General features: G+C 71.3%; 23 protein-coding genes. 14 read left to right on the plus strand and 9 right to left on the minus strand.

All coding sequences use genetic code 11. The features are described from left to right. Nucleotides 1-334: 334 nt before the first annotated feature. The 6 genes from F5972_RS15350 (at nucleotide 335) to F5972_RS15375 (ending at nucleotide 7,438) form a co-directional block, all read left to right on the plus strand. Entirely contained in the window at nucleotides 335-1,699 is a 1,365-nt protein-coding gene (locus tag F5972_RS15350) for an extracellular solute-binding protein (RefSeq protein ID WP_225311511.1), read from the plus strand. Further along, nucleotides 1,696-2,646: a carbohydrate ABC transporter permease gene (locus F5972_RS15355; protein ID WP_150934168.1), complete on the plus strand. Its 951-nt coding sequence runs from the start codon at nucleotides 1,696-1,698 to the stop codon at nucleotides 2,644-2,646. The genes F5972_RS15350 and F5972_RS15355 overlap by 4 nt, the downstream gene beginning before the upstream one ends. Continuing rightward, nucleotides 2,646-3,557: a carbohydrate ABC transporter permease gene (locus tag F5972_RS15360; RefSeq protein WP_150934169.1), complete on the plus strand. Its 912-nt coding sequence runs from the start codon at nucleotides 2,646-2,648 to the stop codon at nucleotides 3,555-3,557. The genes F5972_RS15355 and F5972_RS15360 overlap by 1 nt, the downstream gene beginning before the upstream one ends. Next, nucleotides 3,557-4,624: an ABC transporter ATP-binding protein gene (locus F5972_RS15365; RefSeq protein WP_150934170.1), complete on the plus strand. Its 1,068-nt coding sequence runs from the start codon at nucleotides 3,557-3,559 to the stop codon at nucleotides 4,622-4,624. The genes F5972_RS15360 and F5972_RS15365 overlap by 1 nt, the downstream gene beginning before the upstream one ends. Then, entirely contained in the window at nucleotides 4,624-5,700 is a 1,077-nt protein-coding gene (locus F5972_RS15370) for an ABC transporter ATP-binding protein (protein ID WP_150934171.1), read from the plus strand. Before F5972_RS15365 ends, F5972_RS15370 begins: the two co-directional genes overlap by 1 nt. A 277-nt stretch (nucleotides 5,701-5,977) precedes the next feature. Then, complete coding sequence (locus tag F5972_RS15375; protein ID WP_150934172.1) at nucleotides 5,978-7,438, plus strand: NAD-dependent succinate-semialdehyde dehydrogenase; 1,461 nt, start codon at nucleotides 5,978-5,980, stop codon at nucleotides 7,436-7,438. Here F5972_RS15375 and F5972_RS15380 read toward each other — a convergent pair. Next, the gene (locus F5972_RS15380; protein WP_150934173.1) at nucleotides 7,414-7,599 is read right to left on the minus strand and encodes a hypothetical protein; all 186 of its coding nucleotides are present in this window, start codon (nucleotides 7,597-7,599) and stop codon (nucleotides 7,414-7,416) included. The genes F5972_RS15375 and F5972_RS15380 overlap by 25 nt on opposite strands. On the opposite strand from F5972_RS15380, the gene F5972_RS15385 reads away from it, so the two are divergent. Further along, nucleotides 7,598-8,833, plus strand: coding sequence for an iron-containing alcohol dehydrogenase (locus tag F5972_RS15385; protein ID WP_150934174.1), 1,236 nt, complete (start codon nucleotides 7,598-7,600; stop codon nucleotides 8,831-8,833). The two genes, F5972_RS15380 and F5972_RS15385, sit on opposite strands and share 2 nt — an antisense overlap. Before the next feature lie 179 nt (nucleotides 8,834-9,012). On the opposite strand, the gene F5972_RS15390 is transcribed toward F5972_RS15385, so the two are convergent. Next, entirely contained in the window at nucleotides 9,013-11,919 is a 2,907-nt protein-coding gene (locus F5972_RS15390; protein WP_150934175.1) for a hypothetical protein, read from the minus strand. A gap of 356 nt (nucleotides 11,920-12,275) precedes the next feature. Between F5972_RS15390 and F5972_RS15395 the strand changes: the two genes are divergently transcribed. Continuing rightward, complete coding sequence (locus tag F5972_RS15395; protein WP_150934176.1) at nucleotides 12,276-14,033, plus strand: AfsR/SARP family transcriptional regulator; 1,758 nt, start codon at nucleotides 12,276-12,278, stop codon at nucleotides 14,031-14,033. Between the two features lie 55 nt (nucleotides 14,034-14,088). On the opposite strand, the gene F5972_RS15400 is transcribed toward F5972_RS15395, so the two are convergent. The 6 genes from F5972_RS15400 to F5972_RS15425 all read right to left on the minus strand — a co-directional run bounded on the left by F5972_RS15400 (nucleotide 14,089) and on the right by F5972_RS15425 (nucleotide 19,300). Next, nucleotides 14,089-14,268 (minus strand): hypothetical protein, encoded by a 180-nt coding sequence (locus F5972_RS15400; RefSeq protein ID WP_150934177.1) that lies wholly within the window; start codon nucleotides 14,266-14,268, stop codon nucleotides 14,089-14,091. A gap of 108 nt (nucleotides 14,269-14,376) precedes the next feature. Next, on the minus strand, nucleotides 14,377-14,865 hold the full coding sequence (locus tag F5972_RS15405) for a S26 family signal peptidase (RefSeq protein ID WP_150934178.1): 489 nt from the start codon (nucleotides 14,863-14,865) through the stop codon (nucleotides 14,377-14,379). Then, nucleotides 14,862-16,754 (minus strand): ABC transporter ATP-binding protein, encoded by a 1,893-nt coding sequence (locus F5972_RS15410; protein WP_225311512.1) that lies wholly within the window; start codon nucleotides 16,752-16,754, stop codon nucleotides 14,862-14,864. Before F5972_RS15410 ends, F5972_RS15405 begins: the two co-directional genes overlap by 4 nt. Beyond that, nucleotides 16,751-17,293: a TlpA family protein disulfide reductase gene (locus F5972_RS15415; RefSeq protein WP_150934179.1), complete on the minus strand. Its 543-nt coding sequence runs from the start codon at nucleotides 17,291-17,293 to the stop codon at nucleotides 16,751-16,753. Before F5972_RS15415 ends, F5972_RS15410 begins: the two co-directional genes overlap by 4 nt. Nucleotides 17,294-17,299: 6 nt before the next feature. Then, nucleotides 17,300-17,866, minus strand: a complete 567-nt coding sequence (locus F5972_RS15420) for a MauE/DoxX family redox-associated membrane protein (RefSeq protein WP_225311513.1) — start codon at nucleotides 17,864-17,866, stop codon at nucleotides 17,300-17,302. A 132-nt stretch (nucleotides 17,867-17,998) separates the two neighbouring features. Beyond that, nucleotides 17,999-19,300 (minus strand): APC family permease, encoded by a 1,302-nt coding sequence (locus F5972_RS15425; protein WP_404803057.1) that lies wholly within the window; start codon nucleotides 19,298-19,300, stop codon nucleotides 17,999-18,001. A 162-nt stretch (nucleotides 19,301-19,462) separates the two neighbouring features. Here F5972_RS15425 and F5972_RS15430 point away from each other — a divergent pair, with 162 nt between their 5' ends. The 4 genes from F5972_RS15430 to F5972_RS15445 all read left to right on the plus strand — a co-directional run bounded on the left by F5972_RS15430 (nucleotide 19,463) and on the right by F5972_RS15445 (nucleotide 23,218). Continuing rightward, nucleotides 19,463-19,771, plus strand: a complete 309-nt coding sequence (locus F5972_RS15430) for a MiAMP1 family antimicrobial peptide (RefSeq protein WP_150934181.1) — start codon at nucleotides 19,463-19,465, stop codon at nucleotides 19,769-19,771. 67 nt (nucleotides 19,772-19,838) lie between these two features. Next, nucleotides 19,839-20,288, plus strand: a complete 450-nt coding sequence (locus F5972_RS15435; protein WP_150934182.1) for a helix-turn-helix transcriptional regulator — start codon at nucleotides 19,839-19,841, stop codon at nucleotides 20,286-20,288. 5 nt (nucleotides 20,289-20,293) lie between these two features. Then, nucleotides 20,294-20,704 carry a VOC family protein gene (locus F5972_RS15440; protein WP_150934183.1) on the plus strand — a complete coding sequence of 137 codons (411 nt, stop codon included), beginning with the start codon at nucleotides 20,294-20,296 and terminating at the stop codon, nucleotides 20,702-20,704. Nucleotides 20,705-20,836: 132 nt separating this feature from the next. Then, entirely contained in the window at nucleotides 20,837-23,218 is a 2,382-nt protein-coding gene (locus tag F5972_RS15445; RefSeq protein WP_150934184.1) for an ATP-binding cassette domain-containing protein, read from the plus strand. Nucleotides 23,219-23,264: 46 nt separating this feature from the next. Here F5972_RS15445 and F5972_RS15450 read toward each other — a convergent pair whose 3' ends face one another. Continuing rightward, complete coding sequence (locus F5972_RS15450) at nucleotides 23,265-23,885, minus strand: dihydrofolate reductase family protein (protein WP_150934185.1); 621 nt, start codon at nucleotides 23,883-23,885, stop codon at nucleotides 23,265-23,267. Between the two features lie 153 nt (nucleotides 23,886-24,038). Between F5972_RS15450 and F5972_RS15455 the strand changes: the two genes are divergently transcribed. Both F5972_RS15455 and F5972_RS15460 read left to right on the plus strand, forming a co-directional pair. After that, nucleotides 24,039-24,659 carry a TetR/AcrR family transcriptional regulator gene (locus F5972_RS15455; RefSeq protein ID WP_150934186.1) on the plus strand — a complete coding sequence of 207 codons (621 nt, stop codon included), beginning with the start codon at nucleotides 24,039-24,041 and terminating at the stop codon, nucleotides 24,657-24,659. Further along, nucleotides 24,656-26,056, plus strand: a complete 1,401-nt coding sequence (locus F5972_RS15460) for an MFS transporter (RefSeq protein WP_225311514.1) — start codon at nucleotides 24,656-24,658, stop codon at nucleotides 26,054-26,056. The genes F5972_RS15455 and F5972_RS15460 overlap by 4 nt, the downstream gene beginning before the upstream one ends. Nucleotides 26,057-26,068 lie beyond the last annotated feature (12 nt).

Here is a 26,068-nt window from a genome sequence, read left to right on the forward strand (position 1 = left end):
AAATCCCCCCGTCATCTGCTCCGCTTCGATCAGTTGGAGCTCCAATGAGCATGCTCGACGTCCTACTCGGTTCGCCCCCAGGCCGATAAGGACCAAAGGACTTCTTGACTGCTTGAAGCCCCATTACGTCGCGGCGTACCCGTGACGCCGGTCTGCGGGTCAGCCCTGCGACAGCCGGCAACACGCCTGAACACCCCCCAGCAACTGCTCGGCGAACCACGCAGCAGGGCTCCAGAACCTCCCCACCCAGAAAGCAGGCACGAAGATGCGGTATCCAAGGCGAATAGGACGACTGTCCGTTCCCGGTCGAAATGCGCGGCTGGCGGCGGCGGCCATGTTGGTGGCCACGACCATGGCGGCGTGCGGCGGTGGCGGCGAGGACGACGGCGCGACGTCGAGCGCCCCCAAGGCGCCGGCGACCATCCCGGAGCTCACCAAGGACCCGCTGACCCTCAGCTTCATCTGGTTCGACTGGCCCCCCGCCCACGCGCTGGAGGACTTCGCGAACGCGGAGTACACCAAGGAGCGGTCGAACGTGACCATCAAGGTCAAGACCGTGCCGAACGCGAACTGGCACGACGCGATGTTCACCCAGTTCGCAGCGCGCAAGACCGACTTCGACATCCCGATCCTGGACTCGCAGCACATCGGCGAGGCCGTGACGAACGGCAACATCCTCGACATCACCGACTTCGTCAAGAAGAACATCGATGTCAAGGCCTACAACCCGTACCTCCTGGCGGCCTACGGCCAGTACCCCCAGGCGGAGACCGGCAAGCGCGACGAAAACGCCAGCCTGTACGGACTGCCGCTGCTCGGCGACACCTGGACGATGATCTACCGCAAGGACCTGATCGGCGACAAGCCGCCGCAGACCTGGGACGAGATGATCTCGGTCGCCGAGAAGTGCCAGGCGGACAACCCCGGCGTCAGCGGGCTGGCCTTCCACCAGGCCAACGGCTCCGACGCCGCGGCCGTGACCTACAACACGGTCAACGGCGTCTACGGCGGCAACCTCTGGGACGCCAAGGCGCGCAAGATCGACGGCGTCGTCAACGACGCCGCGGGCCAGGAGGCGATGGACGTCCTGGTCAACAAGATGAAGCCGCTGACCGCCAAGGGCTCCGGCAACTGGTTCATCGACGAGGTGAACGCGGCGGTCGCCCAGGGCAAGGCATGCATCGCGTTCAACTGGATCGCCGCGAGCGGCGGCCTGCTCGACCCGAAGCAGTCGACGCTCGGCACCACGCGGGAGCAGATTCTCGACAAGCTGGGCTTCGCCCCCCTGCCGAGCCAGAAGACGAACCTGGTGCCTCTCGGCGGCATGGGGATGCATGTGTCGGCCTACTCCCCCAAGGCGAACCAGGACGAGGCCCTGAACTTCATGAAGTGGTTCGAGCGGGCCGACATCCAGAAGAAGTGGGCCGCCGCCGGTGGCGTGCCATCGCGTACGGACGCCCTGGAGTCGCCCGAGTTCCTCAATGCCGGGCCGTTCAACAAGGTGTACACCGACTCGGTTTCGCGGATGCGGGACATGTGGAATGTGCCCGAGTACGCGCGCCTCATCGACATTGAGAACACCAACGTGAACGCGGCTCTCAACGGCGCGAAGAAGCCCAAGGACGCGCTCGACGACATCGCCAAGGAGCAGCAGGCCGTGCTCGACTCCGGCAACCGCAAGGGCGGCGGCGGACTGTGAGTGAGTCCGCTCCTCTGACGATCGACCAGCCCGGGCAGGCGGCGTCCGCGACGCCGCCCGCACCGGGCCGGTCCCGCCGCCTGAGCGACCGCTGGCTCGCCGGGGCCTTCATCTCCCCGGCGTTGCTGCTGTTGCTCGCGATGTCGGTGTTCCCGTTGCTGTGGGCGTTGTACCTGTCTTTCACCGACTACTCGGCCACCCGCGGGGGGCCCGCCCATTTCGTGTGGTTCGAGAACTACACCGCCATCCTGACGTCGGCGCAGGTCCACCTGAGGGCCCTGACGACGTTGATCTACGTGGTCGGCGCGGTCGCCCTGCAGACCCTGCTCGGTTTCACCATCGCCTACCTGATCTCGCGGCGCACGCACGGGCGAGGAGTGCTGACCACTCTGTTCCTGGTTCCGATGATGCTGTCGCCGGTCGTGGTCGGGCTGTTCTGGCGATTCATGCTCGACGCGCAGTTCGGCGTGATCAACAGCATGCTCGGCTCGCTCGGCCTGGGGCAGGTGGAGTGGCTCACCCAGCAGGGAACGGCATTGCTTTCCCTGATCGTGGTCGACACCTGGCAATGGACGCCGTTCATCATGCTGATCGCACTCGCGGGCCTTACGGCGGTCCCCAAGTACCTGTACGAGGCCGCCTCGATCGACCGGGCGTCCGAGTGGTTCCGGTTCCGCACCATCACTCTTCCGCTGGTGTGGCCGCTGCTCCTCATCGCCGTGTTGTTCAGGGCCATCGAGGCCTTCCGGCTGTTCGACCTCGTCTACATCCTCACCAGCGGAGGTCCGGGGGTCTCCACCGAGACGTTGTCGTTCCACGTCTACAAGGTCGCGTTCCTGGGCTTCAACACCGGAACCGCCTCGGCGTACGGGATCCTCATGGTCCTCATCGTCCTCGTCCTCACGCAGCTCTACCTGCGCTACTTGAACAAGCTCAAGGAGGACTGATGGCCGTCTCCGTCGACGAGGCCGTGTCCGCGGGTCCTGGCCGGGATCACACGCCCCCCACGCGGCGCCGTGGCGGCCGGGGCCGCGCCGTGCTGGAGGTCGCGCTGCTGACCGTGCTGGCCGTCGTGATGCTCTTTCCGGTGCTGTGGATGATCGAGACGTCCATCAAGGAGAACCGGGACGTCTACGCCATCCCGGCCAAGTTCTTCGACTTCAAGGTCACTCTGGACCATTTCAAGGACGTGTTCGCCGGCTCCGGCGGCGGTCGCTCGGCCTTGTCCGTCTCGTTCCTCAACTCCGTCGTGGTCGCCGGGGTCTCCACGGCGCTGGCCACCGTGCTGGGGGTCCCGGCGGCCTGGGCCTACTCACGCTTCTCCGTGAAGGCCAAGAAGGACCAACTGTTCTTCATCCTGTCCACCCGCTTCATGCCGCCCGTGGTGGTCGTGATCCCGATCTTCCTCATGTACCGCCAACTCGGACTCATCGACAACAAGCTCGGCCTGATCCTCATCTACACCGCGTTCAACGTCCCGTTCACGATCTGGATGATGAAGGGGTTCGTCGACGAGGTGCCCGCAGAGTACGAGGATGCCGCCATGCTCGACGGCTACACCCGCCTGCAGGCGTTCTGGAAATTCACCCTTCCCCTGCTCCTGCCGGGCATCGCCGCGACGGCGGTCTTCGCACTCATCTTCTCGTGGAACGAGTTCGTGTTCGCCATCTTCCTCACCTCCAGCGACAGCGTGCGGACGGCCCCACCCGCCATCGCCGGCCTCATCGGTGGAACCACTGTGGACTGGGGTCTCGTGGCCGCCGCCTCCGTGGTCTTCGCCCTACCGGTGCTCGTCTTCGCCTATCTGGTGCGCAAGCACCTCGTCGCCGGTGTGACGCTCGGGGCGGTGCGACGCTGATGGCGGGCATCGAGGTAACCACCCTCCACAAGCGCTACCCGGACGGGACGGTCGCGGTCGAGCACGTGGACCTGTCCATCGGCGACGGCGAGCTGTTCGTGATGCTCGGCCCTTCGGGTTGCGGCAAGACGACCACGCTGCGGGCCATCGCCGGCCTGGAGAGGCAGACGTCGGGCGACATCCACATCGGCGACACGCTGGTCAACGACCTGCCGCCCGCCGAGCGCGACATCGCCATGGTGTTCCAGTTCTACGCTCTCTACCCGCATCTGAGAACCCGCGACAACCTGGCGTTCCCACTGCGGGCCGAGGGCCTGCCCAAGGCGGAGGTGCAGGAGCGGGTCGACGAGGCCGCCCGGCTGATGCGGCTCGGTCCGCTCCTGGACCGGCGACCGCACCGGCTGTCCGGCGGGGAGCAGCAGCGCGTCGCGCTCGCTCGCGCCCTGGTGCGACGACCGCGCGCGTTCCTCATGGACGAACCCCTCACCAATCTGGACGCGGAGCTGAGGGCGGACATGCGCACGGAGATCAAGCACCTGCAGGGGGAACTGGGGACGACGATGGTCTACGTCACCCACGACCAGGTCGAGGCGATGTCGCTCGGTCACAGAATCGCCATCCTCAACAAGGGCCGCGTCGAGCAGATCGGCACGCCGCTGGAGGTCTACGACCGTCCGGCGAGTCTTTTCTGCGCCGCGTTCATCGGCTCCCCGCCGATGAACCTGATCGAGGTGGAGGTGGCCGACGGGAAGCTGCGCAGTCAGGGCGGACTGGTCCTCACGCCGCCGCCAGGCCTGCCGCGCGACCGTCGCCTGGTCGCAGGCGTCCGTCCGGAGGCGCTGGAAGTCACAGAACCAGGGGCGGAAGGTTCGGTCCCGGCTCGCGTGGTCTCGGCGGAGTGGCTGGGCGACGAAATCATCTACGTGGTCGACCACGGCGGCCAGCGCGAGGTACGAGTTCGGATGGCACCGACTGTCCGTTTCGCTGCTGACGCACCGGTCGGGCTGCGGCACACCGGCGGGCCCCCGCCGGTCTACGACGTGGACACGGAAGAGCTGGTGGCCTGATGGGAACCGTGGCAGTACACGGGCTGCGCAAGTCCTTCGGCAAGGTCCAGGCCCTGGACGGGGTGACGCTGGACGTGCCGGACGGCTCGTTCTTCGTCGTGCTCGGGCCCTCCGGGGCAGGCAAGACGACGACCCTGCGAGCGATCGCCGGCCTTGAGAAGCTTGACGCCGGGTCGGTGCATCTGGACGGGAGGGACGCGACCGCTGACACCCCGGCCGCACGCGACCTGGCCATGGTCTTCCAGAGCTACGCCCTCTACCCGCGACGCACGGCGTACGAGAACATCGCTTCGCCGCTGCGGGCCCGCCGCTGTTCTTCGAGCGAGATCGCCGCTGCCGTCGAGCAGATGTCGAGCCTGCTGCACATCGAACGTCTGCTGCAGCGGCGTCCCGCGCAGATGTCGGGCGGTGAGATGCAGCGTGTCGCCCTGGCCCGGGCGCTGGTCCGTCGCCCGCGCGCGTTTCTCATGGACGAGCCGCTGACGAACCTCGACCTCAAGCTCCGCGTCGAGATGCGCACCGAGCTCACCCGTATCCACCGGAGCCTCGGGGGGACCTTCGTCTACGTGACCAACGACCAGGTCGAGGCCCTGTCCATGGCCGACCGGGTCGCGGTCCTCAAGGAGGGGAAGGTGCAGCAGGTCGGAACGCCGGCCGAGGTGTACGAGCGTCCAGCCAACCAGTGGGTCGCGGGCTTCGTCGGGAGCCCGGCGATCAGCCTGCTCGCCTGCCGCGCCGAGGGAGATCGTCTGGTCGGGGCGGAAGGCTGGACGCTGCCGCGGCCCCGCTGGACCACGGCTGAGAACGGTCGTCCGCTGCTGCTGGGCCTGCGCGCGGAGGACCTGTCCGTCGAGCGGCGTGGGGACACGTCGTTGCCGGGTGAGCTCTACGGCCTTGAGCCGCTCGGTGACCGGACGGTGGTCGACGTCCAAGTGGGGACGGAGATGCTCAAGGTCAAGGCACGGCCCACCTTCACCGGTACGCCGGGCGAGCGCCTGCATGTCGCGGTCGACCTGGACCGTGCGCACCTGTTCGACGCGGGCACCGGGCTGGCGCTGTCCGAGTCCGGGAGGTAACCGCGCAGGGCGGCGACGTCACCATGCGCCCGCACACGGCAATCGAGCCTCGGCGGACCGTCACCGGTGAGCACGGCCTGACGACGCCGAAGCAGCCATGGCCCGAGAAGGCGATCGGCGGCGCGGGGCGTCGCCCTGCAGCCATGGACAAGGCCACGTTCGACCCGCTCGGCGACCTCGGCCCCGACGAGAGTCGGGTGACCCGTTCGTCCACGCGCGTGGCGCGATCGCCGAGGTCACGCTGGACACCACCAAGAACATCACAGGAGGCGACGCGATGAGTGACCCGATGAACGTCCTGGCCCCCGAGCACCGGCGGCTCCGGATCGGCGACGCCTGGCGCGACGCCGCCGGCGGAGCCACCTTCGCCGTCGAGGACCCGGCCACCGGCGAGACCATCGCCGAGGTGGCGGACGCCGAGGTCGGCGACGGGCTCGACGCTCTGGACGCGGCGAGCAAGGCGATGGCGGAGTGGGCGGCGACCCCGCCGCGAAAACGGTCAGAGTTGTTGACCGCGACGTACCGGGCACTGACCGAGCGATCCGAGGAGGTCGCCCGGCTGATAACGCTCGAGATGGGCAAGCCGCTCGCCGAGGCTCGGGCAGAGGTGGCCTACGGCGCCGAGTTCTTCCGTTGGTTCGCCGAGGAGGCGGTGCGCGTCGAGGGGCGCTACAACACCGCTCCCAATGGTGGATATCGCATCCTCACCGTGCCGAAGCCGGTCGGACCGTGCGTCTTCGTGACGCCCTGGAACTTTCCGTTGGCCATGGGTGCCCGCAAGATCGCTCCTGCGCTGGCGGCGGGCTGCACGACGATCACCAAGCCGGCCGCCCAGACGCCGCTCACCATGCTGTTCCTGGCCCGCATCATGGAGGAGGTCGGCGTTCCCCCGGGCGTCGTCAACGTCGTGACGACCAAGCGTTCCGGCAAGGTGGTCTCAGCACTGCTGGCCGACCGTCGGACCCGCAAGCTTTCGTTCACCGGGTCGACCGAGGTCGGGCGCGTGCTGCTACGACAGGCGGCGGACAACGTGCTGCGCACCTCCATGGAACTGGGCGGCAACGCGGCCTTGATCGTGTGTGCCGACGCGGACCTGGACGTCGCGCTCGACGGTGCCATGGTGGCCAAGATGCGCAACATCGGGGAGTCCTGCATCGCGGCCAACCGGATCTACGTCGAGGAGCCGGTGCGCGAGGAGTTCACGGCGCGCTTCGCCAAGCGGATGGGCGCGCTCTCGGTGGGCCATGGTCTCGACGACGGCGTGGACGTCGGGGCGTTGATCGACGATGCCTCGGTCACGCAGATCGACGAGCTCGTCGCCGACGCGGTCGATCGCGGCGCCCGTGTCCTGGTGGGCGGCGAGCGTCCGGATGGGCCGGGCCACTTCTACCCGCCCACGGTCCTCGTCGACGTGCCCGAAGACGCGCGGATCCTGGAGACGGAAATCTTCGGCCCGGTGGCGCCGATCATCTCGTTCACGTCCGACGACGAGGTGATCGCGAAGGCCAACGACACCGAGCACGGCCTGGTCGGATACGTCTTCACCCGTGACCTCCAGCGGGCGCTCCGGTTCGCCGAGGGGCTGGAGACGGGGATGGTCGGCATCAACCGTGGCCTCATCTCGGACCCGTCGGCTCCGTTCGGAGGCGTGAAGCAGTCCGGGATCGGCAAGGAGGGGTCGCACGAGGGCATCCTCGAGTACCTCGACGTCACCTACGCGGCGATCGACCTGCCGTGACCGGCCCGCTGCTCCGGGCGCCCGGGCACGACCGAGTCCGGGAGCCCGGCGCGCGCCCGCGCCACCCGGCAGCCAACCGTGCCGACGCCGTCCCGGTCTCGCAGGTGACCTGGACGTCCGCCCAGCACATCACCGCCGACGTTCCAGAGAGGCACTGACATGCTTGAGACCGTCCGCGGACCACGCCAGCTGATAGTGGGCGAAGGGGTCGCGCAGAACATCCCACGAGTGGTGGCCGAGTGCGGCTCGCGGGTCCTCGTCGTGACCGACCGGGTTCTTCTGGGGCAACCGGGTGTGGCCGAGATCGTGGCCGCCGTGCGGGAGAAGGTCGCAGTCGTCGGGGTGTTCGCCGACGCGACTCCGGACGTGCCACTCACCGATGTCGCCCTGGCCGTCTCGGTCGCCGCAGAGGTGGACGCCGACGTGATCCTCGCCATCGGCGGTGGCACGGTGATCGACCTCGCCAAGATCGTCGGCGTCATCCGGCGCCACGGTGGGTCGCCGCGCGACTTCTACGGCGAGTCGAAGGTGCCGGGGCCGACGATTCCTCTCGTCGCGGTCCCGACGACGTCAGGCACCGGCTCCGAGCTCACGCCCGTCTCGGTGCTGACCGACCCGGACCGCGAGCTGAAGGTGGGGGTCTCCAGCGTCCACATCGTGCCCGACTTCGCCATCGTCGACCCCGAGCTCACCTACAGCTGCCCGGCGACCGTCAGCGCCCACTCCGGCATCGACGCGTTCTGTCACGCGGTGGAGAGCTACACCGCGCGGCCCCGGGCCCACGAACCGCGCGACCCGGTGGAGCAGGTCTTCCTCGGCCGCAACCCGGTCACCGATCACTACGCGCTCCTGGCCGCCGAGCGGATCGCCCGCAGCCTGCCCCGTGTCGTCAGGGACGGAGGCGACAAGGACGCGCGCGCGGACATGTCCTACGGGTCCATGCTGGCCGGGCTCGCGTTCGCCCACGCGGGCACCGCGGCTCCGCACGCCCTCCAGTACCCCATCGGCGCAGCCACCCACACGCCGCACGGCCTGGGCGTCGGGCTGCTGCTGCCCTACGCGCTGGACGCGGCCAAGGATGCCATCAGCGACCGGTTGGCCGTCCTCGCCAGGGTGTGCGGGCTCGACGTGACCGGCGCCTCGGATGCCGAGGCCGCGGACATGTTCCTCACCTGGCTCGACGGGCTCCTCGCCGACATCGGCATCCCCGCCTCCTTGGCGGACATCGGCGTGGCACGCGCCGACCTCCCGCGCTTCGCGGAGATGGCCGGCGGCGTCACCCGCTTGATCCAGAACCATCCGGGCCCGGCCGACACCGCCAGCCTGACCGCGATCCTCGAAGCGGCCTGGAGCGGGGACCGGACCCGGCGCGTCCTGACTCCGGAGCAGCGATAGCGACGGGGCTTTCGCAAGACGACAAGTCCCCTTCCCAGGCCTGACGTACGGCTGCACACCCACCAGGCCGGCCACCACCCCGAGATCATTTCCTCACCCGCCCGACAGGTGGCCGGCGCTGCGGGGTGAACTCGTGCGCCGGCCGGTCGAAGGATTTCCGGCGAGTACTACGGCGACCCCTACTTGACCGCTCGGGCGACCAGCTCACGTAGCTGCTTCGCCCCCTTCGACTCCCCCACGGCGTCGAGCTTGAGAGTCGCGGCGATGGCCTTGAACCGCCAGGGAGCGAGGACCACCGCCGCGCGGCACAGCGCCGCGAGGACGGCGGGGTCGCTGCCGGGGTTCTTCGCCTTGAACGTGAGCAGCTCGTCGGCGAGACAGCGCTGGGTCTCGATCGTGACCGAACCCGCCGGCCTCGTGAAGAACTCGACGAGCAGCGGCATCACGTTGCCCTTGCCCATGACGTTCTGGAGGGCGAACGCGCAGTAGGACGCCACGATGTTGTCCCGGTACTTCGCGATGAGGGGGTCCTGGTCGTCCCGGACGTCGCCCAGTGCCACCAGATGTTCCTTCACCACGTCCATCGTCAGCGCGCCGAGATCGACCTTCGTGCCTTCCGGCTTCTTCGCGCCGGGGGGCGTGTTGAGCGCCAGGTGGCCGAACGCGTAGAAGTACTCGACCATCGTCGCCTTCGACTCATGGCCGGTGTTGATGCGCACGTACTTGCCCTCGACGCCGCCGGCGCTCGGGATCCCGCCGACGAACGACGTCCGCAGGAACGAGAAGCTGTCGCGTTTGTCGATCATCTGGAGCTTCTGGAACAGCTTGTCGACGTCGCCGGTGGGCGTCGTACGCAGGATCAGGGGGATGCCTTCCACGTACGGCGTGCCCTGCCGGAGGTCCGTCTTGTCGATGGGCCAGCAGAACTCGTCCACGAACCTGGCGTTCACGGCGGCGCTCCGCATCAGCGCCAGCTCGTCGCGGTGCCCGTGCCTGAGCATGTGCATCACGAGCTGCGCCTCGTCGTGACCAGCGAGGTCGAGACTGAGGTCCTGCAGCAGCGCCTCGGCCCGCGCGGACGCGGATCCGAGGTTGCCCTTCGCCGACAACACGGTGAGATCACCGGCGGCCACCTTGCCGGTGCCGAACGAGGCGTACTTCTGGAAGCTCTTGCACAGGAAGACCTCGAGCGCGCCGGCGGCGACGGCGTCTTTCAGGCCGTCGAGCACGATCTCGGTCTGGCTCTTGCCGCCCTGCTTGGGCGCGATCTCGATGGTGGTGTCGATGATCAGCGCGAACGGCGCGTCACCCTTCTTGTGCGTATTCACACTCTGCAGGACGTCGGTCACCAGTTTCTCGGGGGACGGCGCGAAGGCGGGCGTGCTCGGGTTCAGCGCCGCCACCAGGACGTCCTTGTGGGGCGTCACCTTCTCGCCCTTCTTGAGCTTGCCGAGCAGGAACGCGGTCTCGTAGTAGTCGATCGTCTCGGTGGACCGCGAGACCTCCTCCCGGTCCCGCGACGACAGCGCGATGTGGAGCGCGGTGGCGATGGCGTCCATGCCGCTCGTCGTGAGGTGGCTGTCGATCTGGATCTTGTCGCCCTCGACCGGCTTCGCGATGCCCGGCGCCCGCTCCAGCAGGATCGCCCGCATCGTCGTGCGGTAGTCGGTCCAGTTGTAGTACTTGGCCACGGCGACGACGACGGCGATCTCGTCCATCATCAGGTCGACCGCGCGCATCGCCACCGTGGGGTTGTCCACGTTCTCGACGACGATGTCGAGGAGCCGGCTCAGCGAGCGCAGGGCGTTGGCGGTCAGCGCGTCGAAGCGCTTAGGGCCGAGCTGGTCGGTCAGGCCCAGCACCAGGTGCTCCACCATCGCGCACACCGGCGCGATCTCCCTCTTCTCCCGCGCGATCTCCTGGAGCCGGGAGAAGGGACTGCCGGTGATGAGCCGCACGAGGTCGGCCCGGGTGTCGACGGTGAAGTTCGTACTCGGCGGGGTCTTGCCCGTGTCCATGAGCTCGTAGAGCTGGTAGGCCGACGGCGTCGCACCGAGCTCGTACAGGATCTTGTCCCACTCGATCTTCGTGTACGCGCCGGTGCCGCTCAGCACACTGACGCCCGACTTCCCGACGAGCGGCGTGACCGTGAGCTTCTCCAGCACGTCGGGGCCCAGCACCATCTCGAGCTTGCGCAGCACGCGCGGGCTGCTGACCAGGATGTCGGTGCCCGACCTCCCGACCTTCTTCAGCTTCTCGGCGAGCTCGCCGAGCGCGCCGTGCTGGTCCGACGCCCCGCCCCCCTTCAGCTTCTTGACGAACTCGTCCAGGGTGTCGCGGAAGTTCGTGCGCCAGTAGCTGGCCGCGAGCTCGTTCTGGGTCGACAGGCCCGTGAGCGAGCTGCGCTGGCTCTTCGCCGCACGGAACCCCATCTGGGCGACCAGGTGCTCCTGTGTCGTGCCCCGCACGATGTCCCCGAGCTCCTCACGGCGCCCCTTCGAGTACGCCGCCTTGACGCCGATGGAGTCGAGGAGATCCAGCACCACCCGGAGATGCCCCACTGAGGAGGCGTCGCTCTCGTCCTCGACCCGGCGCGCGAGCTCGACCAGGTCGACGGTGACCTTCCCCGCCGCGGCCAGGTCGAGCGCGTCCAGCGTCTCCCAGTCGGGGCTCTTGTCGGTCTTCTCAGGAGGCGCCGGCTTCGACTTCGGCCCGAGGAGATCGAGCGTGTGGAGCAGATCATCGCCGTGCGGGTCGTCGTGCCGCGGCACCGGCTGCTCCTTCGGCGCCTCCCGCACCAGGTGGGCGAGCCGGACCGCGGCGGTCGCCTTCATGAAGCCCCGGGCCAGGTCGCCCATGAGCTGCCTGACGATGAGCTCGGACATCGTGCTGCGCTCGCGCGCCGAACGCTGGGCCAGCGTCTCGGCGATGAGCTTCACCGACGCGAGCGCGTTGGCCGGGCTGGGGTCCTTCTCCAGCTCCTGGGCGACCGCTCCGGCCGTGGATTCGTCGGGCAGCGCGACGAACGCCTTCCAGCTCCTGGGTAACGCCGCACCTGCCGAAGACTCGCCCGACATGATCGACATGATTTCCTCCTGGTGGTCCCCGTACGCGGGGACGGGCGGACGACAGCGGCGGCGACGCCCCCGATGCTGGCGCTTGGAACGGTCCGCGTCAATGGGCGCGCCGCCCCGCCGGCGGCCGGCCGTCCGGAACAGTCCGGAACAGTCCGGAACAGTCCGGAACAGTCCGGAACCGCCGTCCGGGCCGCTGTCCGGAACTGTTCCGGACACCCACGGCGCTTGTGAGCGGCTCGTCAGGACAGCGATCTTGGTGAGGTTCTCCTCACCCGCTCCCCGCGAGACGCCACGGGAGGCTTCCGCATGCACCGATCACGACGCTCGACGCGAACGTGCGCCCCATCCGACCCCCGGAGGGCAGGGTGAACCTCCGCTTCGGGTTGCTCGGCCCGGTTCAGCTGCACCGTAACGGCCGGCCGGTCCCGGTCGGCACCCCCAAACAGCGCGCCCTGCTGACCGCGCTGCTGCTGGAACCCAACCGGGTCGTGTCGATCGACCGGCTCGTCACGTCCGTGTGGGACGCCGAGCCGCCCCGCTTCGCGGTCGCCAACGTCCGCACCTACGTCAACCGCCTGCGCGGCACGATCGGCGACGGCGACCGGCTGACGGCCCGCCAGCCCGGTTACGTCCTCGCCGTACGGGACGGCGAGCTGGACGTGACCGAGTTCGCCGACGCCCTGCGGCAGGGCAGGCGGTCACTGTCGGCCGGCCGGCCGGACGCGGCGCTGCGGCAGGTGTCCGCGGCTCTCACGCGGTGGCGGGGTGACCCCGCCGAGGACGTGCCCCGCTCGGCGGCGCTCGGCCCGCGCCTGGACGCCCTCGTCGAGCAGCGGTGCCTCGCTCTGGAGACGCTGGCGGAAGCCCGGCTCATGCTGGGCGAGCACGCCGACGCGGTGGCGGAGCTACGCGAGACGGTGGCCGCCCATCCCACCAGGGAACGGCTGTGGGGCGCCCTCATGCTCGCGTTGTACCGCACCGGTGACTCCGCCGCCGCGCTCGCCGCCTACGGGCAGGCACGGGCGTTCCTGGCGGAGGAACTGGGCGTCGAGCCCGGCCCCGAACTGGCCGGGCTGCACCGGCGGATACTCGACCGCGACCCCGCGCTCCGCGCGGCTCCCGAGGCGCCCGTCCGGGGGCCGGTCCCGGCGGTGACGGCGCCGGGATGCCTGGTCGGCCGCGAGCCGGAGCTGAAGGAGATCGTCGCGGCGATCGGCGCCTGCCCTCCGCGACACGTCGCCGTACACGGCCCGGCGGGGGTGGGCAAGTCGGCCCTGGCCCGGCACGCCGTCCACACGGCGGCGCCCGGCTTCCCCGGCGGCGTGCATCACATCGATCTGCGCACCCTCCCCCGGCCCGGCCCGTACGAGACGCTGGTCCGGCTGCTGGGACGGCTGGGGCTGGCCGACGACGAGATCGCCGCGGACCTCGACGAGGCGCTGCACCAGCTCAGGACGTCCACGACCGCGAGGCACGCACTGGTCCTCCTCGACAACGTGACCGGTGAGGAGCAGGTGCGCCCGCTGGTCACCGGCTGCCCGGGCTGCCGGTTCGTCGTCACCAGCAGGAGGATGCTCGCGGCGCTCGACGACGTCGAGCACCTGCCGCTCGCTCCCCTTGCCGACGACGCGGCGTACGAGATGCTCGCCCGGCTGTGCGGCCGGGAGCGGGTCGACCCGGCGCAGGCGAGCAGGGTGGCCCGGCTCTGCGACAACCTGCCGCTCGCGCTGGAGATCGCGGGCAAGCGCCTCGCCGTCCGACGGGAGTGGACGGCGGAGGCGTTCGCCGACATGCTGGCCGCCGACGAGCACCGGCTCGACCTGCTGACCTGCGGCGACCTTTCCGTACGGGCCGCCGTCGACCTCGACTACCAGGCCCTGCGGCGCTCCGGGGAGACGGCGGACGGCGGCGCGCTCGCCCTGTTCCACCGCCTCGGCGAGCGGGGCCTGGCCGACTGCGGGCCTGCGGCGGCCGCCTCGCTCCTCGGATGCGACCGGCGTACGGCGGCGGCGGCGCTCGGCAGGCTGGCCGATCTCCGCCTGATGGAGCCGCTGGCCCCCGGCCGCTACCGGATGAACGGCCTCACCCGCCTGTACGCCATGGAGATGGCCGCGACCACGTGACGACGGCGGCGGAGCGCCCCGGCCCCCATATCTGAGGGCGCTCCGCCGTGCTCGTTCAGCAGGTGTATTCATACCCGGTGCAGTAGCGGCCGCCGGGGATCTCCGATCCGCTGCAGCAGTACCGGCGGGCGCAGGTTCCCGAATACTCGTACCAGCAGTTGATCGCCTCGGCCTTCGCGGCCGGGACCAGGCGGGCGACCATCCGGTCGGCCAGCCGCTGAATCGTCCGTGTCATGTCGTTTCCTCCTGGTGAAAGAACTTCTTCTTCACCGACGTTAGGAGCGGCCTCGATCATGGAGATACCACTCCGATACACGGGCGCTTGTATGGCGGGGGACGCGGTTCACGCGTTGAGCCGCCGGAGCACGACACCGGTGATCCTGCTCTCGGGCAGGGGGCCCCACTGCCGCGAATCGGTGCTACGCGACGGGTTGTCGCCGAGGACGAGCAGCCGCCCCGGCGGCACGCGGGCCTCCCCCGGTCCCTCTCCGGACGCCTCTCCGAGAGCCTCCGCATGGGCCTCGAACCCGGGAGGGATCGGGTCCCCCGCCACGGCCGCCGCCCGTTTGATCACCAGATTCGTGCCGCCGTCGAGTGTCAGGCCCTCCTCCGGGCCCACGCGGGCGATGACGACGACGTCCCCCCGCCGGACGCGCGCCCCCGCCCGGCCGGGCCGCAGGTTCCGCACGAGGACCCGGTCGCCGGGCCGCAGCGCGGGGCGCATGCTCTCCCCGTGGACCTCGACGACGCGCAGGGTCCGTCTGAGCGCCAGCGCCGCGGCTGTGAGCCCGGCCGCGAGCGCCGCGGACACCACGAGTGGGACCGGTGTCATCGGGCCTCCGAGAGCCGCTGGCAGGGAGCGTCGGCGTCCGGGTCGTCCCGCTGCCGGTATCCCTCCGCCTGCAGGGCGAACAGCTGGGCGTAGATCCCGCCGCGCGCCAGCAGCGTGGCGTGCGTGCCCCGCTCGGCGATCCGCCCGCCGTCGAGGACCACGATGTGGTCAGCGTCGCGTACGGCGCCGAGCCGGTGACTGATCAGCACGCTCGTACGGCCCCGGCGGTGTTCCCGAAGGCCCTGGTGGATCTCGTGCTCCGCCTCGGCGTCGAGGCCCGAGCTGGGCTCGTCCAGGATCAGCAGGTCCCGCTCCCCCCGCAGGTAGGCGCGGGCCAGGGCGAGCCGCTGCCACTGCCCGCCCGACAGGTGGACGCCCGCCCCGCCGCCGTCCTCCACGGAGCCGTCGGGATCGGCGGGATCGGCGGGATCGGCGAAGATGCGCGACAGCATGGTGTCGTACCCCCGGGGCAGGCCGCTCACGGCGCCGTGCGCGCCCGCCCGCCGCGCCGCCGCCTCGATCCTCCCTCGGTCGCCCATCGCGCTCAGATCGCCCAGGCCGATGTTCTCGGCCGCGGTCATGTCGTACTCCATGTAGTCCTGGAACACCGCCCCGATGCGGGCGCGCAGCTCCGCCGGGTCGATCTCCCTGAGGTCGACGCCGTCCCACAGGACCGCGCCGCGCTCGGGGTCGTACATCCGGCACAGGAGCTTGACCAGCGTGCTCTTGCCCGCGCCGTTCCTGCCGACGAGCGCCACCGAGGCGCCGTACGGGATGGTCAGGCTGACGCCGCGCAGGGCCCAGGGGTGGCCGGGCGAGTAGCGGAACCACACGTCGCGCAGCTCGATCCCGCGGCGCGGCGGCCCCGCCCGCCGGGGGCGGGCCGGGACCGGGAGGTCCGGCCCGGCGTCGAGGACGGCGAGATAGTGGCCGAACAGCAGCACCTGCTGATGCGCCGACACCACCTCGAGGACGAGGCCGCCGGCCGCCGCCTGCACCCCGGCGACGGCGGCCACGAACAGCGCCACGTCGCCGGCCCCGCCATTGCCGTTCACCGCGTCGAGCAGAACCCACAGCAGGCCGCCTCCGGCCGCCAGCGCGGCGACGGTCCCGGTGGCGGCCTGGACGCGCAGCTCCCGCCGGTCGGTACGGCTCCGCTCGGCGTTCGCGGCCCGCCGCTGGGCGTTCAGCAGCCCGCGCAGGTGCGCCCCGACGCCGAAGAGCCTGAGCTCCTTGGCGGCCCGCACGTCGACGAGGAGCTGTCCGAAGAAGAACTCGCGGCGCTCGGCCGGGCCGATGCCCCACAGCATGGCGGCACGCCGCCGCGACAGCCACAGCTCCGCGGCCAGGGACGGCGCCGACGCCGCGATCACGAGGACCGCCGTCCACGGGTTGATGGTCACGAGGGAGACGAGGAAGGCGGCGCCGGTCAGCACCGTCCTGGCCGCGCCCAGCGCGGCGGAGACCAGCATGCCGGGGGTCGCCCCGCCGTACTGCTGGGCCATCCGGATCCGGTCGAGGAACGCGGGGTCCTCGAACCTGGCCAGGCCGGCGAACCGCTCGACGGCCTGGAAGAGGCGGTCCTGGGCGACGAGGCCGACCCTGCGCCCGCTCTCGTCCCTGACGTACTGGACGACCTGCGGCCCGAGCGCGGCCAGCAGCCCGCACGCGGCGAGCGTGGCGCCCAGCGCCGCCGTCGCCTCGGGCCGGGGGTGGGTGCCGCCGATCTCGTCGAGCACCAGCTTGGTGCACCAGGCGATCGCCACCGGCAGGGCGGCCATGAGCGCGGTGAGGACGGCGAAGGCGAGGGTCAGGCCCCTGCTCGCCCGCCACGCCAGGCCGGCGGCGGCGACCACCGCCCGCGTCGAGGCCGTCGTCGAAGCCGTCACGCGGATGCGGGAAGCGCGTCGAGCTCGGCCAACGTGCTCCCGCTGGCGAGGACCCTGCCGTGCCCGTCGAGCAGGGCGAGCGACGGAAAGCCCTGGACCCGCAGCGCCTTCGTCACGCCGGTGCCGAACTCCTCGACCAGCACCAGGGCGACGGGCTCCAGCGCCCGCCGCTGGGCCGCCACCTCCTCCTCCGTCCCGACGAGCACGGCCAGCACGTTGCCGCGTCCTCCGGGGAAGGACCGCGCGCGTTCGGCGAACTCCGGCAGGCGGTCGCCGCAGGCGGGGCAGTCGGGTGAGAAGACCCCGACGAGGACCGGCTCGGTCAGCGTCTCGGCGGAGACGTGCATGCCCTCGGTGCTCACGGCGGAGAAGGCGCCGATCGTCGCTCCGGGCGGGAGCATGATCGGCGGGGCCGCCCCCGGTCGCGCCGAGAGCATCTCCTCGTGCGTGCGCAGCCTGCGGATCACCCCGACCGTCAGCACCAGGTCGATCAGGCACAGGACGCCGACGCCGAGGACGAGCGCTGTGAGGAACGGCATGAGGGACTACCTCCGTGGGTGCGTGTTCGTGAAGAGGCCGGCGATCTCGCCGGTCGCCGACAGCAGGACGGCCGCGGCACCGGCCGTCAGAGCGGCCGCGGCCGGCCCGGCCACTCCCAGGTCCGCCGGGGCTCCGGCCGATCCTGCCGCCGCGCCCGTCATCGCGCCCGTCATCGCGGCCTGCGCCGCTCCGGTCGCCGCGGCGGCGGCGAGCACGGCGTTGCGTACGAGATGACCGGGGCCCACCGGGACGGTGGACGCGCCGAAGCAGCGGCAGAGGACCCGGCGGCGCCGCCGCAGAGCGGCGGCCATGGCCACGGTGAACGCGACGAGGAGCCCGAGCGCGACGCAGAAGCCGGCGAGCGCGGTGGGCCGCCAGGCCAGTAGCGGCGCGACGGCGGCCTCGGCGGCGACGACGAGCGCCGCGGCGGGCCTGGCCGGCAGGCGCGGCGCGAGCGCGCGGGTGGCCGCCGTGAACTCCTCGTACGCCGCCCGCCCGCGCAGCTTGCTCACGGCGGAGGTGAGGAAGACGATCCCCGTGAGCAGCCGGCAGAAGTCGAAGAGAAGGGCCACGGGCGTCCTCATCCCCGGTCGGTCGGGCGGGTCGCCCCCCACGCTAGGAACGGCCCCGGCGGCCGGGGTACACGACGGCTACACGCGACGATGTATCCAGGGGGTATCCGGGGTGGGTATCCGGCGGGTTCCTCAGGCGCGGCGGCGCAGGACCAGCCATCGGCCGGCCAGTCCGGCGGCGAACATGACCACCCCGGCGAGCACGGACGGCCAGGGCAGGGTGGCGACCAGGGTGAGGCAGCCGGCGACGCCGACCACATTGAGCGCGCGCGGCCAGCGGCGCTCGGCCGGGGGCTGGGTGAAGGCCGAGGCATTGGCGACGGCGTAGTAGACGAGGACGCCGAAGGAGGAGAAGCCGATCACCCCGCGCAGGTCGGCGGTGGCCACCAGGACGCAGACGACGACGGCCAGGGCGATCTCGGCGTGGTGCGGCACCCGATAGCGGGGGTGGACGGCCGCCAGCCAGTCGGGCAGGTCGCGGTGGCGGGCCATGGCGAGGCCGGTGCGGCCGATCCCGGCGATCAGGGCGAGCAGCGCGCCCAGCGCCGCCGGCGCCGCGCCCGCCCGCACCACCGGGGCCAGGCCGCCGGCGCCCACCGCCTCGACCGCGGTGGTCAGCGGCGCGGGCGAGGCGGCGAGCCGGGCGGGCCCGGCGGCCAGCAGCGCCGCGACCCCGACCACCAGGTAGACGGCCACGGTGACGAACAGGGCGATCGGGATCGCGCGGGGAATGGTGCGGCTCGGGTCGCGGACCTCCTCGCCCATGGTGGCCACGCGGGCGTACCCGGCGAAGGCGAAGAACATCAGCCCCGCGGCCTGGAGGACGCCGTACGCGCCGCCGGTGCCCCGCCAGTCGCCCAGGCCCTCCGGCGCGGCGCCGCCACCCGCCGCGATCCCCACGGCGATCCCCGCCACGACGACGGCCAGGGCGGTCAAGGTGGCGGCGACGAGCACCCGGGTGAGCAGGACGGTCCTGGTGACGCCGTGGTAGTTCAGCGCGGCCAGCCCCAGCACGGCCGCGACGGCGACGGCCCGCTGCGCCCACCAGGGGCCGGGCACGGCGTAGGAGGCGAAGGTGAGCGCCATGGCGGCGCACGACGCGGTCTTGCCGACGACGAAGCCCCACCCGGCCGTGAACCCCCACCAGTGGCCGAGGCGCTCGCGCCCGTAGACGTAGGTGCCGCCGGAGACCGGATACACCGCGGCCAGCTGCGCGGAGGCGACCGCGTTGCAGTACGCGATCACCGCGGCGATCACCAGCCCGATCAGCAGGCCCGTGCCCGCGGCCCGCGCGGCGGGACCGAACGCGGCGAACACGCCCGCCCCGATCATCGATCCCAGCCCGACGACCACCGCGTCCGCGGTGCCCATCCGGCGCGCGAGGCCGCCGCCGTGGTCCTGCCCGTACGGCCCGGTCTGTGGCTGGGACGCCACCGCACCCCCTCGGAGTCAGATGCATCAAACGCGTTTGATGCATCGTCCGGGTCGCGGCATCGCGGAGTCAAGCCGTCCCGGGGCGGCATTCTTTACCATCCAGACACTGAGCGTTGCTATACGATTACTTTCAGTAGTGGTTCGGTCTGCTGAAGGAGCGTCATGAGAAGGATCGCCCTGGTTCCCGCCCTGACCGCCGCGACGATCGTCGCGACCGCCGGCGCCGCCTACGCCTCCCAGTACGTCGCCTACGAGGGGCCCGGCTTCAGCGGCAGGTCCGTCGTCATCGACGCCTGCGGCACCTCCAACATCCCCTACCACGGGTCGTACAGGTGGTACGGCGACGGGCAGAGCGGCCGCATGTACAACCAGCCCAACGCCCAGGGGGTCGCCCACTTCACCCTTCCCAGCGACCGGAACGCCGAGCAGCGCACGCCCGTCGGCTGGCAGAGCATCTTCATCGTCTGCTGACCGTCCCGGCCCCCCGTCGGCGGCCGGATCACCCGGCCGCCGGCGGTCGCGGCGTACGATGCCCGATATGACCGGCCCACCCGTCTCCAAACAGCGCCTCGGCGACCTCGCGCGGTTGCGCCGCGTCCGGGACCGGATCGACCGGGAGTACGCCCAGCCCCTCGACGTGGAGGCACTCGCCCGTGGCGTGAACATGTCCGCCGGGCACCTGAGCCGCCAGTTCCGGCTCGCCTACGGCGAATCGCCGTACGGCTATCTCATGACCCGCCGCATCGAGCGGGCGATGGCGTTGCTGCGCCGCGGCGACCTCAGTGTCACCGAGGTCTGCTTCGCGGTCGGCTGCTCGTCGCTGGGCACCTTCAGCACCCGCTTCACCGAACTGGTCGGCATGCCGCCAAGCGCCTACCGCCGCGCCACGGCGGGCGCGCCGGCGGGGATGCCGTCGTGCGTCGAGAAACAGGTGACCCGGCCGGTCAGGAATCGAGAAGCGCGGGCCGCCGCTCCGAAACTAGCCTGACCTGTATGAACCTCACCATTCACGCGACGTTCCTCCCGCACGACGACCCCGAGGCCGCGCTCGCCTTCTACCGCGACACCCTCGGCTTCGAGGTGCGGGGCGACGTCGGATACGGCGGCATGCGCTGGATCACGGTCGGCCCCGCCGGCCAGCCAGGCACGTCGATCGTCCTGCACCCGCCGGCCGCCGACCCCGGTATCACCGAGGACGAACGCCGCATCATCGCCGAGATGATGGCGAAGGGCACCTACGGGATGCTCACCCTGGCCACCGACGACCTCGACGGGATCTTCGACCGGCTGCAGGCGGGTGACGCGGAGGTCGTCCAGGAGCCGACCGACCAGCCGTACGGGGTGCGCGACTGCGCCTTCCGCGACCCTGCGGGCAACATGATCCGCATCAACCAGCTCGGCTGACGCGAGCGCGCGGCCCCGCCGGGGCCGCGCCGCCGCGCCGGAGCCCCCGATCGGGTAGACAGGGGGGCCGTTGCCGCGCCCGCAGACCGCCGGCACGACCCCGCGTAATACGCAGATGGAGACATAGAAACGATGAGCCTGCCCTTGAGCCCGGACACCCCGCCGCACGCCGCCGACAGCCACGATCTGATCCGCGTGCACGGAGCGCGGGAGAACAACCTCAAGGACGTCAGCGTCGAGATTCCCAAGCGCCGGCTGACCGTCTTCACCGGCGTCTCCGGCTCGGGCAAGAGCTCGCTGGTGTTCGGCACGATCGCCGCGGAGTCGCAGCGCCTGATCAACGAGACCTACAGCGCGTTCGTGCAGGGCTTCATGCCGGCGCTGGCACGGCCCGAGGTGGACGTGCTCGACGGCCTGACCACGGCCATCATCGTGGACCAGCAGCGGATGGGCGCCAACCCGCGCTCCACGGTCGGCACCGTCACCGACGCCAACGCGATGCTGCGCATCCTGTTCAGCCGGCTCGGCACGCCGTACATCGGCTCGCCCCAGGCGTTCTCCTTCAACGTCGCCTCGATCAGCGGGGCGGGCGCGGTCACCATCGAGCGGGCCGGGCAGACCGTGAAGGAGCGCCGCAGCTTCAACGTCACCGGCGGCATGTGCCCCCGCTGCGAGGGCATGGGCCGGGTCTCCGACATCGACCTGACCCAGTTGTACGACGACTCCAAGTCGCTCAACGAGGGCGCGCTCACGATCCCCGGCTACAGCGTGGACGGCTGGTACGGCCGCATCTTCAGCGGCTCCGGCTTCTTCGACCCCGACAAGCCGATCCGCGACTTCACCGAGACCGAGCTGCGCGACCTGCTCCACAAGGAGCCGACCAAGATCAAGGTCGACAACATCAACCTCACGTACGAGGGCCTGATCCCGCGGATCCAGAAGTCGATGCTGTCCAAGGACAAGGACGCGCTGCAGCCGCACGTCCGGGCGTTCGTGGAGCGGGCCGTGACGTTCACCGCGTGCCCCGACTGCGGCGGCACCCGGCTCAGCGAGGCCGCCCGGTCCTCGAAGATCAACGGCATCAGCATCGCCGACGCCTGCGCCATGCAGATCAGCGACCTGGCCGAGTGGGCGCGCGGCCTGGACGAGCCGTCGGTCGCCCCGCTGCTGGCCACGCTGCGGCAGACCCTCGACTCGTTCACGGAGATCGGCCTCGGCTATCTCTCACTCGACCGGCCCTCGGGCACGCTGTCGGGCGGCGAGGCCCAGCGCGTCAAGATGATCCGCCACCTCGGCTCCTCGCTCACCGACGTCACCTACGTCTTCGACGAGCCCACCACCGGCCTGCACCCCCATGACATCCAGCGCATGAACACCCTGCTGCTGCGGCTGCGCGACAAGGGCAACACCGTGCTCGTCGTGGAGCACAAGCCGCAGACCATCGCGATCGCCGACCACGTCGTCGACCTCGGCCCCGGCGCGGGCACCGGGGGCGGTACCGTCTGCTACGAGGGCGGCGTCGAGGGGCTGCGGACCGCCGGCACCGTCACCGGCCGCCACCTCGACGACCGGACCCGCCTCAAGGAGACGGTGCGCACGCCCTCCGGCAGGCTGGAGATCCGCGGCGCGCGCACCCACAACCTGCGCGACGTCGACGTCGACGTCCCGCTCGGGGTCCTCGTCGTCGTCACCGGCGTGGCCGGCTCGGGCAAGAGCTCCCTCGTCCGCGGGTCGATCCCCGCCGGCGCGGGCGTGGTGTCGGTCGACCAGGGCGCGATCCGCGGCTCGCGGCGCAGTAACCCCGCGACGTACACCGGGCTGCTCGACCCGATCCGTAAGGCGTTCGCGAAGGCCAACGGCGTGAAGCCGGCGCTGTTCAGCGCCAACTCCGAGGGCGCCTGCCCGGCCTGCAACGGCGCGGGCGTCATCTATGTCGACCTCGCGATGATGGCGGGCGTCGCCACCACCTGCGAGGAGTGCGAGGGCAAGCGCTTCCAGGCCGCGGTGCTCGGCTACACCCTCGGCGGCAAGGACATCAGCGAGGTGCTCGCGATGCCGGTGACCGAGGCCGAGGAGTTCTTCGGCGCCGGCCCGGCCCGCACCCCCGCCGCGCACGCCATCCTCCGCCGGCTCGCCGACGTCGGGCTCGGCTATCTCAGCCTCGGCCAGCCGCTCACCACCCTGTCGGGCGGCGAGCGGCAGCGGCTCAAGCTGGCCACCCACATGGCCGACGACGGCGGCGTCTACGTCCTCGACGAGCCCACCACCGGCCTCCACCTCGCCGACGTCGAGCAGTTGCTGGGCCTGCTCGACCGGCTCGTCGACTCCGGCAAGTCGGTCATCGTCATCGAGCACCACCCGGCGGTCATGGCGCATGCCGACTGGATCATCGACCTCGGGCCCGGTGCCGGCCACGACGGCGGACGGATCGTCTTCGAGGGCACCCCCGCGGACCTCGTCGCCGCCCGCTCCACCCTCACCGGCGAGCACCTCGCCGACTACGTCGGCGCGTGACCGCGGTCCAGCGCACCGCCGCCTTCATCCCGGCCGGTCGGGGCCCTCAGGCCGTCGCATACTGCGGGCGCCCGGCCGGCCGGTAGACCTGGGTCGTCACGCCCTTCGAGTCGACGCGCGACTCGACCAGGTCGAGCGCGAGATCCCGGCCGGCGTCCGGGAACAGCCGCGCGCCCTGGCCGAGAACGACGGGAACGACGATCAGGGTCATCTCGTCGACCAGATCGTTCTCCAGCAGCCAGCGTGTCAGGGCGCCACTGCCGTGCACCTGCAGCTCACCGCCCGGCTTGGCCTTGAGGTCCGCTATGGCGGTCGCGAGGTCGCCGGACAGGACGGTGGTGCCCGACCACGCCGGGTCGGCGAGTGTGGCCGACGCGACGTACTTGGGCCGTGTGTTCAACGCCCTCAGGACGGGCTCCCAGCCGGGGACATCCTGGACGGTCCAGGACCCCCACGAGCCGGCGAACAGCTCGTAGGTCCGTCGGCCGAGCAGGAACGCGTCGGCGCGCTGGTAGGTCTGCTTGATGAACGCGTGGGTCTCGTCGTCGCCCTTCCCCAGGGCCCATCCGCCGCGCTCGAACCCGTTCCTGCGGTCCTCGTCCGACGCGCCGCCGTTTCCCTGCATCACTCCGTCGATGGTGACCTGAGTCATGGTCGTCAGCTTCATGAGCGCGTTTCCTCCGCCTTGGCGCCGCCCCTTCTGGGCGGCCTCACCCCTGCTACGAACGCCACCGCCCCGATCCGACACCGCCTCCCGGATTTCTTCGAAGAAACTTTCCGAGCGATAGACAGTGTCTACGCGCAGTGGTAGACAGTGTCTATGTCAACTGAGGGCTCCCTGCGGGAGCGGCTGGTGGAGGTCGGGGTCCACCTCGTGATGACCGAGGGAACCACCGCTGTGGGCCTGCGGGAGATCGCCCGCCGGGCGGGGGTGTCGCACGGCGCGCCGCGCCGGTACTTCCCCACCCACCACTCGCTGCTGTCGGCCATCGCCCGCCGGGGCTTCGCCGACCTCGAAGCGCGGTTCGCCGCCGCCATGGCGGGGCTGACCTCACCGCGCGACCTGCTGCGGGTGTTCGCGCGGGAGTACGTCGCGTACGCGCTGGAGTGCCGCGGCATGTTCGAGCTGATGTTCCGCCACGAGCTGCTCGACAGCGACAGGCACGGGTCCGGCGGGCCGAGGTTGCGGGAGTCCACGCTGCCGCTGTTCGAGCGCCTCGTCGCGCTGGTCGCCGAGTGCCGGAGTGCGGGGAACCCGCCGGAGGACCCCGCGGTGGCGGCGGCGGCCTTCTGGTCCGCCCTGCACGGGCTCGCGCAGCTGTGGACGTGGGGCAGCCTGCGACTCGTCCTCGACGCCCACGTCGGCGTACCGGACGGCGAACGTCTCGACCGGCTGGTCGCCGAAGTGCTCGACGCCCACCTCGGGCCCGCGGTTCCGTGAGCGGAGCCCCGCGACCGCGCCTGGCGCTGACGGTGAGCGCGGCGGGTGCGATGGTCGTCGCCCTGGACGGCACGGTCCTGGTCGTGGCGCAGCCCAGCCTGCAGCACGACCTCGCCGCGAGCCTCACGCAGGTCCAGTGGACCAGCACCGGCTACATGGTCGCGGTCGCCGCGCTCCTCGTCGTCGCGGGACGGCTCGGCGACCGGTACGGCCACCGGCGCATGCTGTTCGCCGGCGTGCTCGGCTTCGCGGCCGCCTCGGCCGGCATCGCGCTCGCTCCCGCGATCGGCTGGGTGATCGGGCTGCGGGTCCTCCAGGGCCTGTTCGGCGCGCTGCTCCAGCCGGCGACCCTCGCGTTGCTGAGGCTCGCCTACCCGGCGGACCGGCTCGGTACGGCGATCGCCGTCCGCACCGGCGCCATCGGTGTGGCCGGTGCCGCCGGGCCGGTCGTGGGCGGGGCCGTCGTCGCCGAGCTGGGCTGGCGCACCGTCTTCGTGCTCCAGGTCCCGATCGCCGTCCTGATCGCCGCGCTCACCCTCGCCGTGCGCACGCCCCCGCCCGACACCTCCCTACGGCCGCGGCTCGACCTCACCGGCGCGGCCCTGCTCACGATCGTGCTGGCCCTGGGAGTCCATACACTCGCCGGCGTGCCCGGGCACGGGTGGACCGCCGGGCCGACGCTGTTCGGGTTCCTCGCCGTCGCGGCCCTGTCGGCCGTCTTCGCCGCGCACGAACGCCGGGCCGCGCATCCGATCGTGCCGGCCCTGGTGGTCCGGTCCCTGCCGGTGACAGCGTCGATGCTGCTCCTGCTGGCCGTCACCGGCGGCGTGTTCGGCGCGCTGTTCGCCGTCACCTTCGCGCTGCAGGAGGGGCTCGGGCTCGGCCCCCTCGCGGCGGGCGTGCGGCTGCTTCCCGTGACGGTGGTCATGGTTTTCGGCGCGCCCCTGGCAGCCGCCGCCCTGCGCCGGCACGGCCCACGCCGTACAGCGGTCACCGGGACGGCGCTCGCCGCCCTCGGCGTCGCGGCCGTGGCCCGGCTCGGCCCGGACGCCGCGCAGGCGGCCGCCTGCGCGGCCTTCGCCCTCGTCGGCGCCGGGTTCGCGACCGTCATGGTCACCGCGACCGGGACCGTCGTCGGCGACGCCCCGGCCCGGTACGCCGGAGTCGTCGGCGGGCTGAAACAGACGGTGATGAACATCGGCCCGAGCCTGGGCATCGCCGTGGCCGCCGGGATGACGGCCACGGGAGTGACGGCCACAGCGGCCCCCGCCACAGGATCCACCCTGCCGGTCATGGCGGGGCTCGTCGTCCTCGGCCTGGTGCCGGCGTCGCTGCTCCCCGCCGGGCCGGCCGCGGGCCCCTCCACGGAGCCGGTCGTGCGGGCGGGGGACGTGTAGGGCGGGGCCGCC

It is taken from the genome of Microbispora cellulosiformans (assembly GCF_008728085.1).
GTDB lineage: Bacteria > Actinomycetota > Actinomycetes > Streptosporangiales > Streptosporangiaceae > Microbispora > Microbispora amethystogenes.

Excerpts from the sequence above, each read along its gene's own strand:
- F5972_RS15415 (WP_150934179.1), bottom strand. The coding sequence starts at position 17,293 with ATGCCGTTCCTCACAGCGCTCGTCCTCGGCGTCGGCGTCCTGTGCCTG.
- F5972_RS15445 (WP_150934184.1), top strand. The coding sequence starts at position 20,837 with ATGAGCCTGCCCTTGAGCCCGGACACCCCGCCGCACGCCGCCGACAGC.
- F5972_RS15450 (WP_150934185.1), bottom strand. The coding sequence starts at position 23,885 with ATGAAGCTGACGACCATGACTCAGGTCACCATCGACGGAGTGATGCAG.
- F5972_RS15380 (WP_150934173.1), bottom strand. The coding sequence starts at position 7,599 with ATGTCAGTGCCTCTCTGGAACGTCGGCGGTGATGTGCTGGGCGGACGT.
- F5972_RS15385 (WP_150934174.1), top strand. The coding sequence starts at position 7,598 with ATGCTTGAGACCGTCCGCGGACCACGCCAGCTGATAGTGGGCGAAGGG.
- F5972_RS15365 (WP_150934170.1), top strand. The coding sequence starts at position 3,557 with ATGGCGGGCATCGAGGTAACCACCCTCCACAAGCGCTACCCGGACGGG.
- F5972_RS15375 (WP_150934172.1), top strand. The coding sequence starts at position 5,978 with ATGAGTGACCCGATGAACGTCCTGGCCCCCGAGCACCGGCGGCTCCGG.
- F5972_RS15435 (WP_150934182.1), top strand. The coding sequence starts at position 19,839 with ATGACCGGCCCACCCGTCTCCAAACAGCGCCTCGGCGACCTCGCGCGG.
- F5972_RS15405 (WP_150934178.1), bottom strand. The coding sequence starts at position 14,865 with ATGACACCGGTCCCACTCGTGGTGTCCGCGGCGCTCGCGGCCGGGCTC.
- F5972_RS15430 (WP_150934181.1), top strand. The coding sequence starts at position 19,463 with ATGAGAAGGATCGCCCTGGTTCCCGCCCTGACCGCCGCGACGATCGTC.
- F5972_RS15400 (WP_150934177.1), bottom strand. The coding sequence starts at position 14,268 with ATGACACGGACGATTCAGCGGCTGGCCGACCGGATGGTCGCCCGCCTG.
- F5972_RS15455 (WP_150934186.1), top strand. The coding sequence starts at position 24,039 with ATGTCAACTGAGGGCTCCCTGCGGGAGCGGCTGGTGGAGGTCGGGGTC.
- F5972_RS15360 (WP_150934169.1), top strand. The coding sequence starts at position 2,646 with ATGGCCGTCTCCGTCGACGAGGCCGTGTCCGCGGGTCCTGGCCGGGAT.
- F5972_RS15350 (WP_225311511.1), top strand. The coding sequence starts at position 335 with ATGTTGGTGGCCACGACCATGGCGGCGTGCGGCGGTGGCGGCGAGGAC.
- F5972_RS15370 (WP_150934171.1), top strand. The coding sequence starts at position 4,624 with ATGGGAACCGTGGCAGTACACGGGCTGCGCAAGTCCTTCGGCAAGGTC.
- F5972_RS15440 (WP_150934183.1), top strand. The coding sequence starts at position 20,294 with ATGAACCTCACCATTCACGCGACGTTCCTCCCGCACGACGACCCCGAG.
- F5972_RS15390 (WP_150934175.1), bottom strand. The coding sequence starts at position 11,919 with ATGTCGATCATGTCGGGCGAGTCTTCGGCAGGTGCGGCGTTACCCAGG.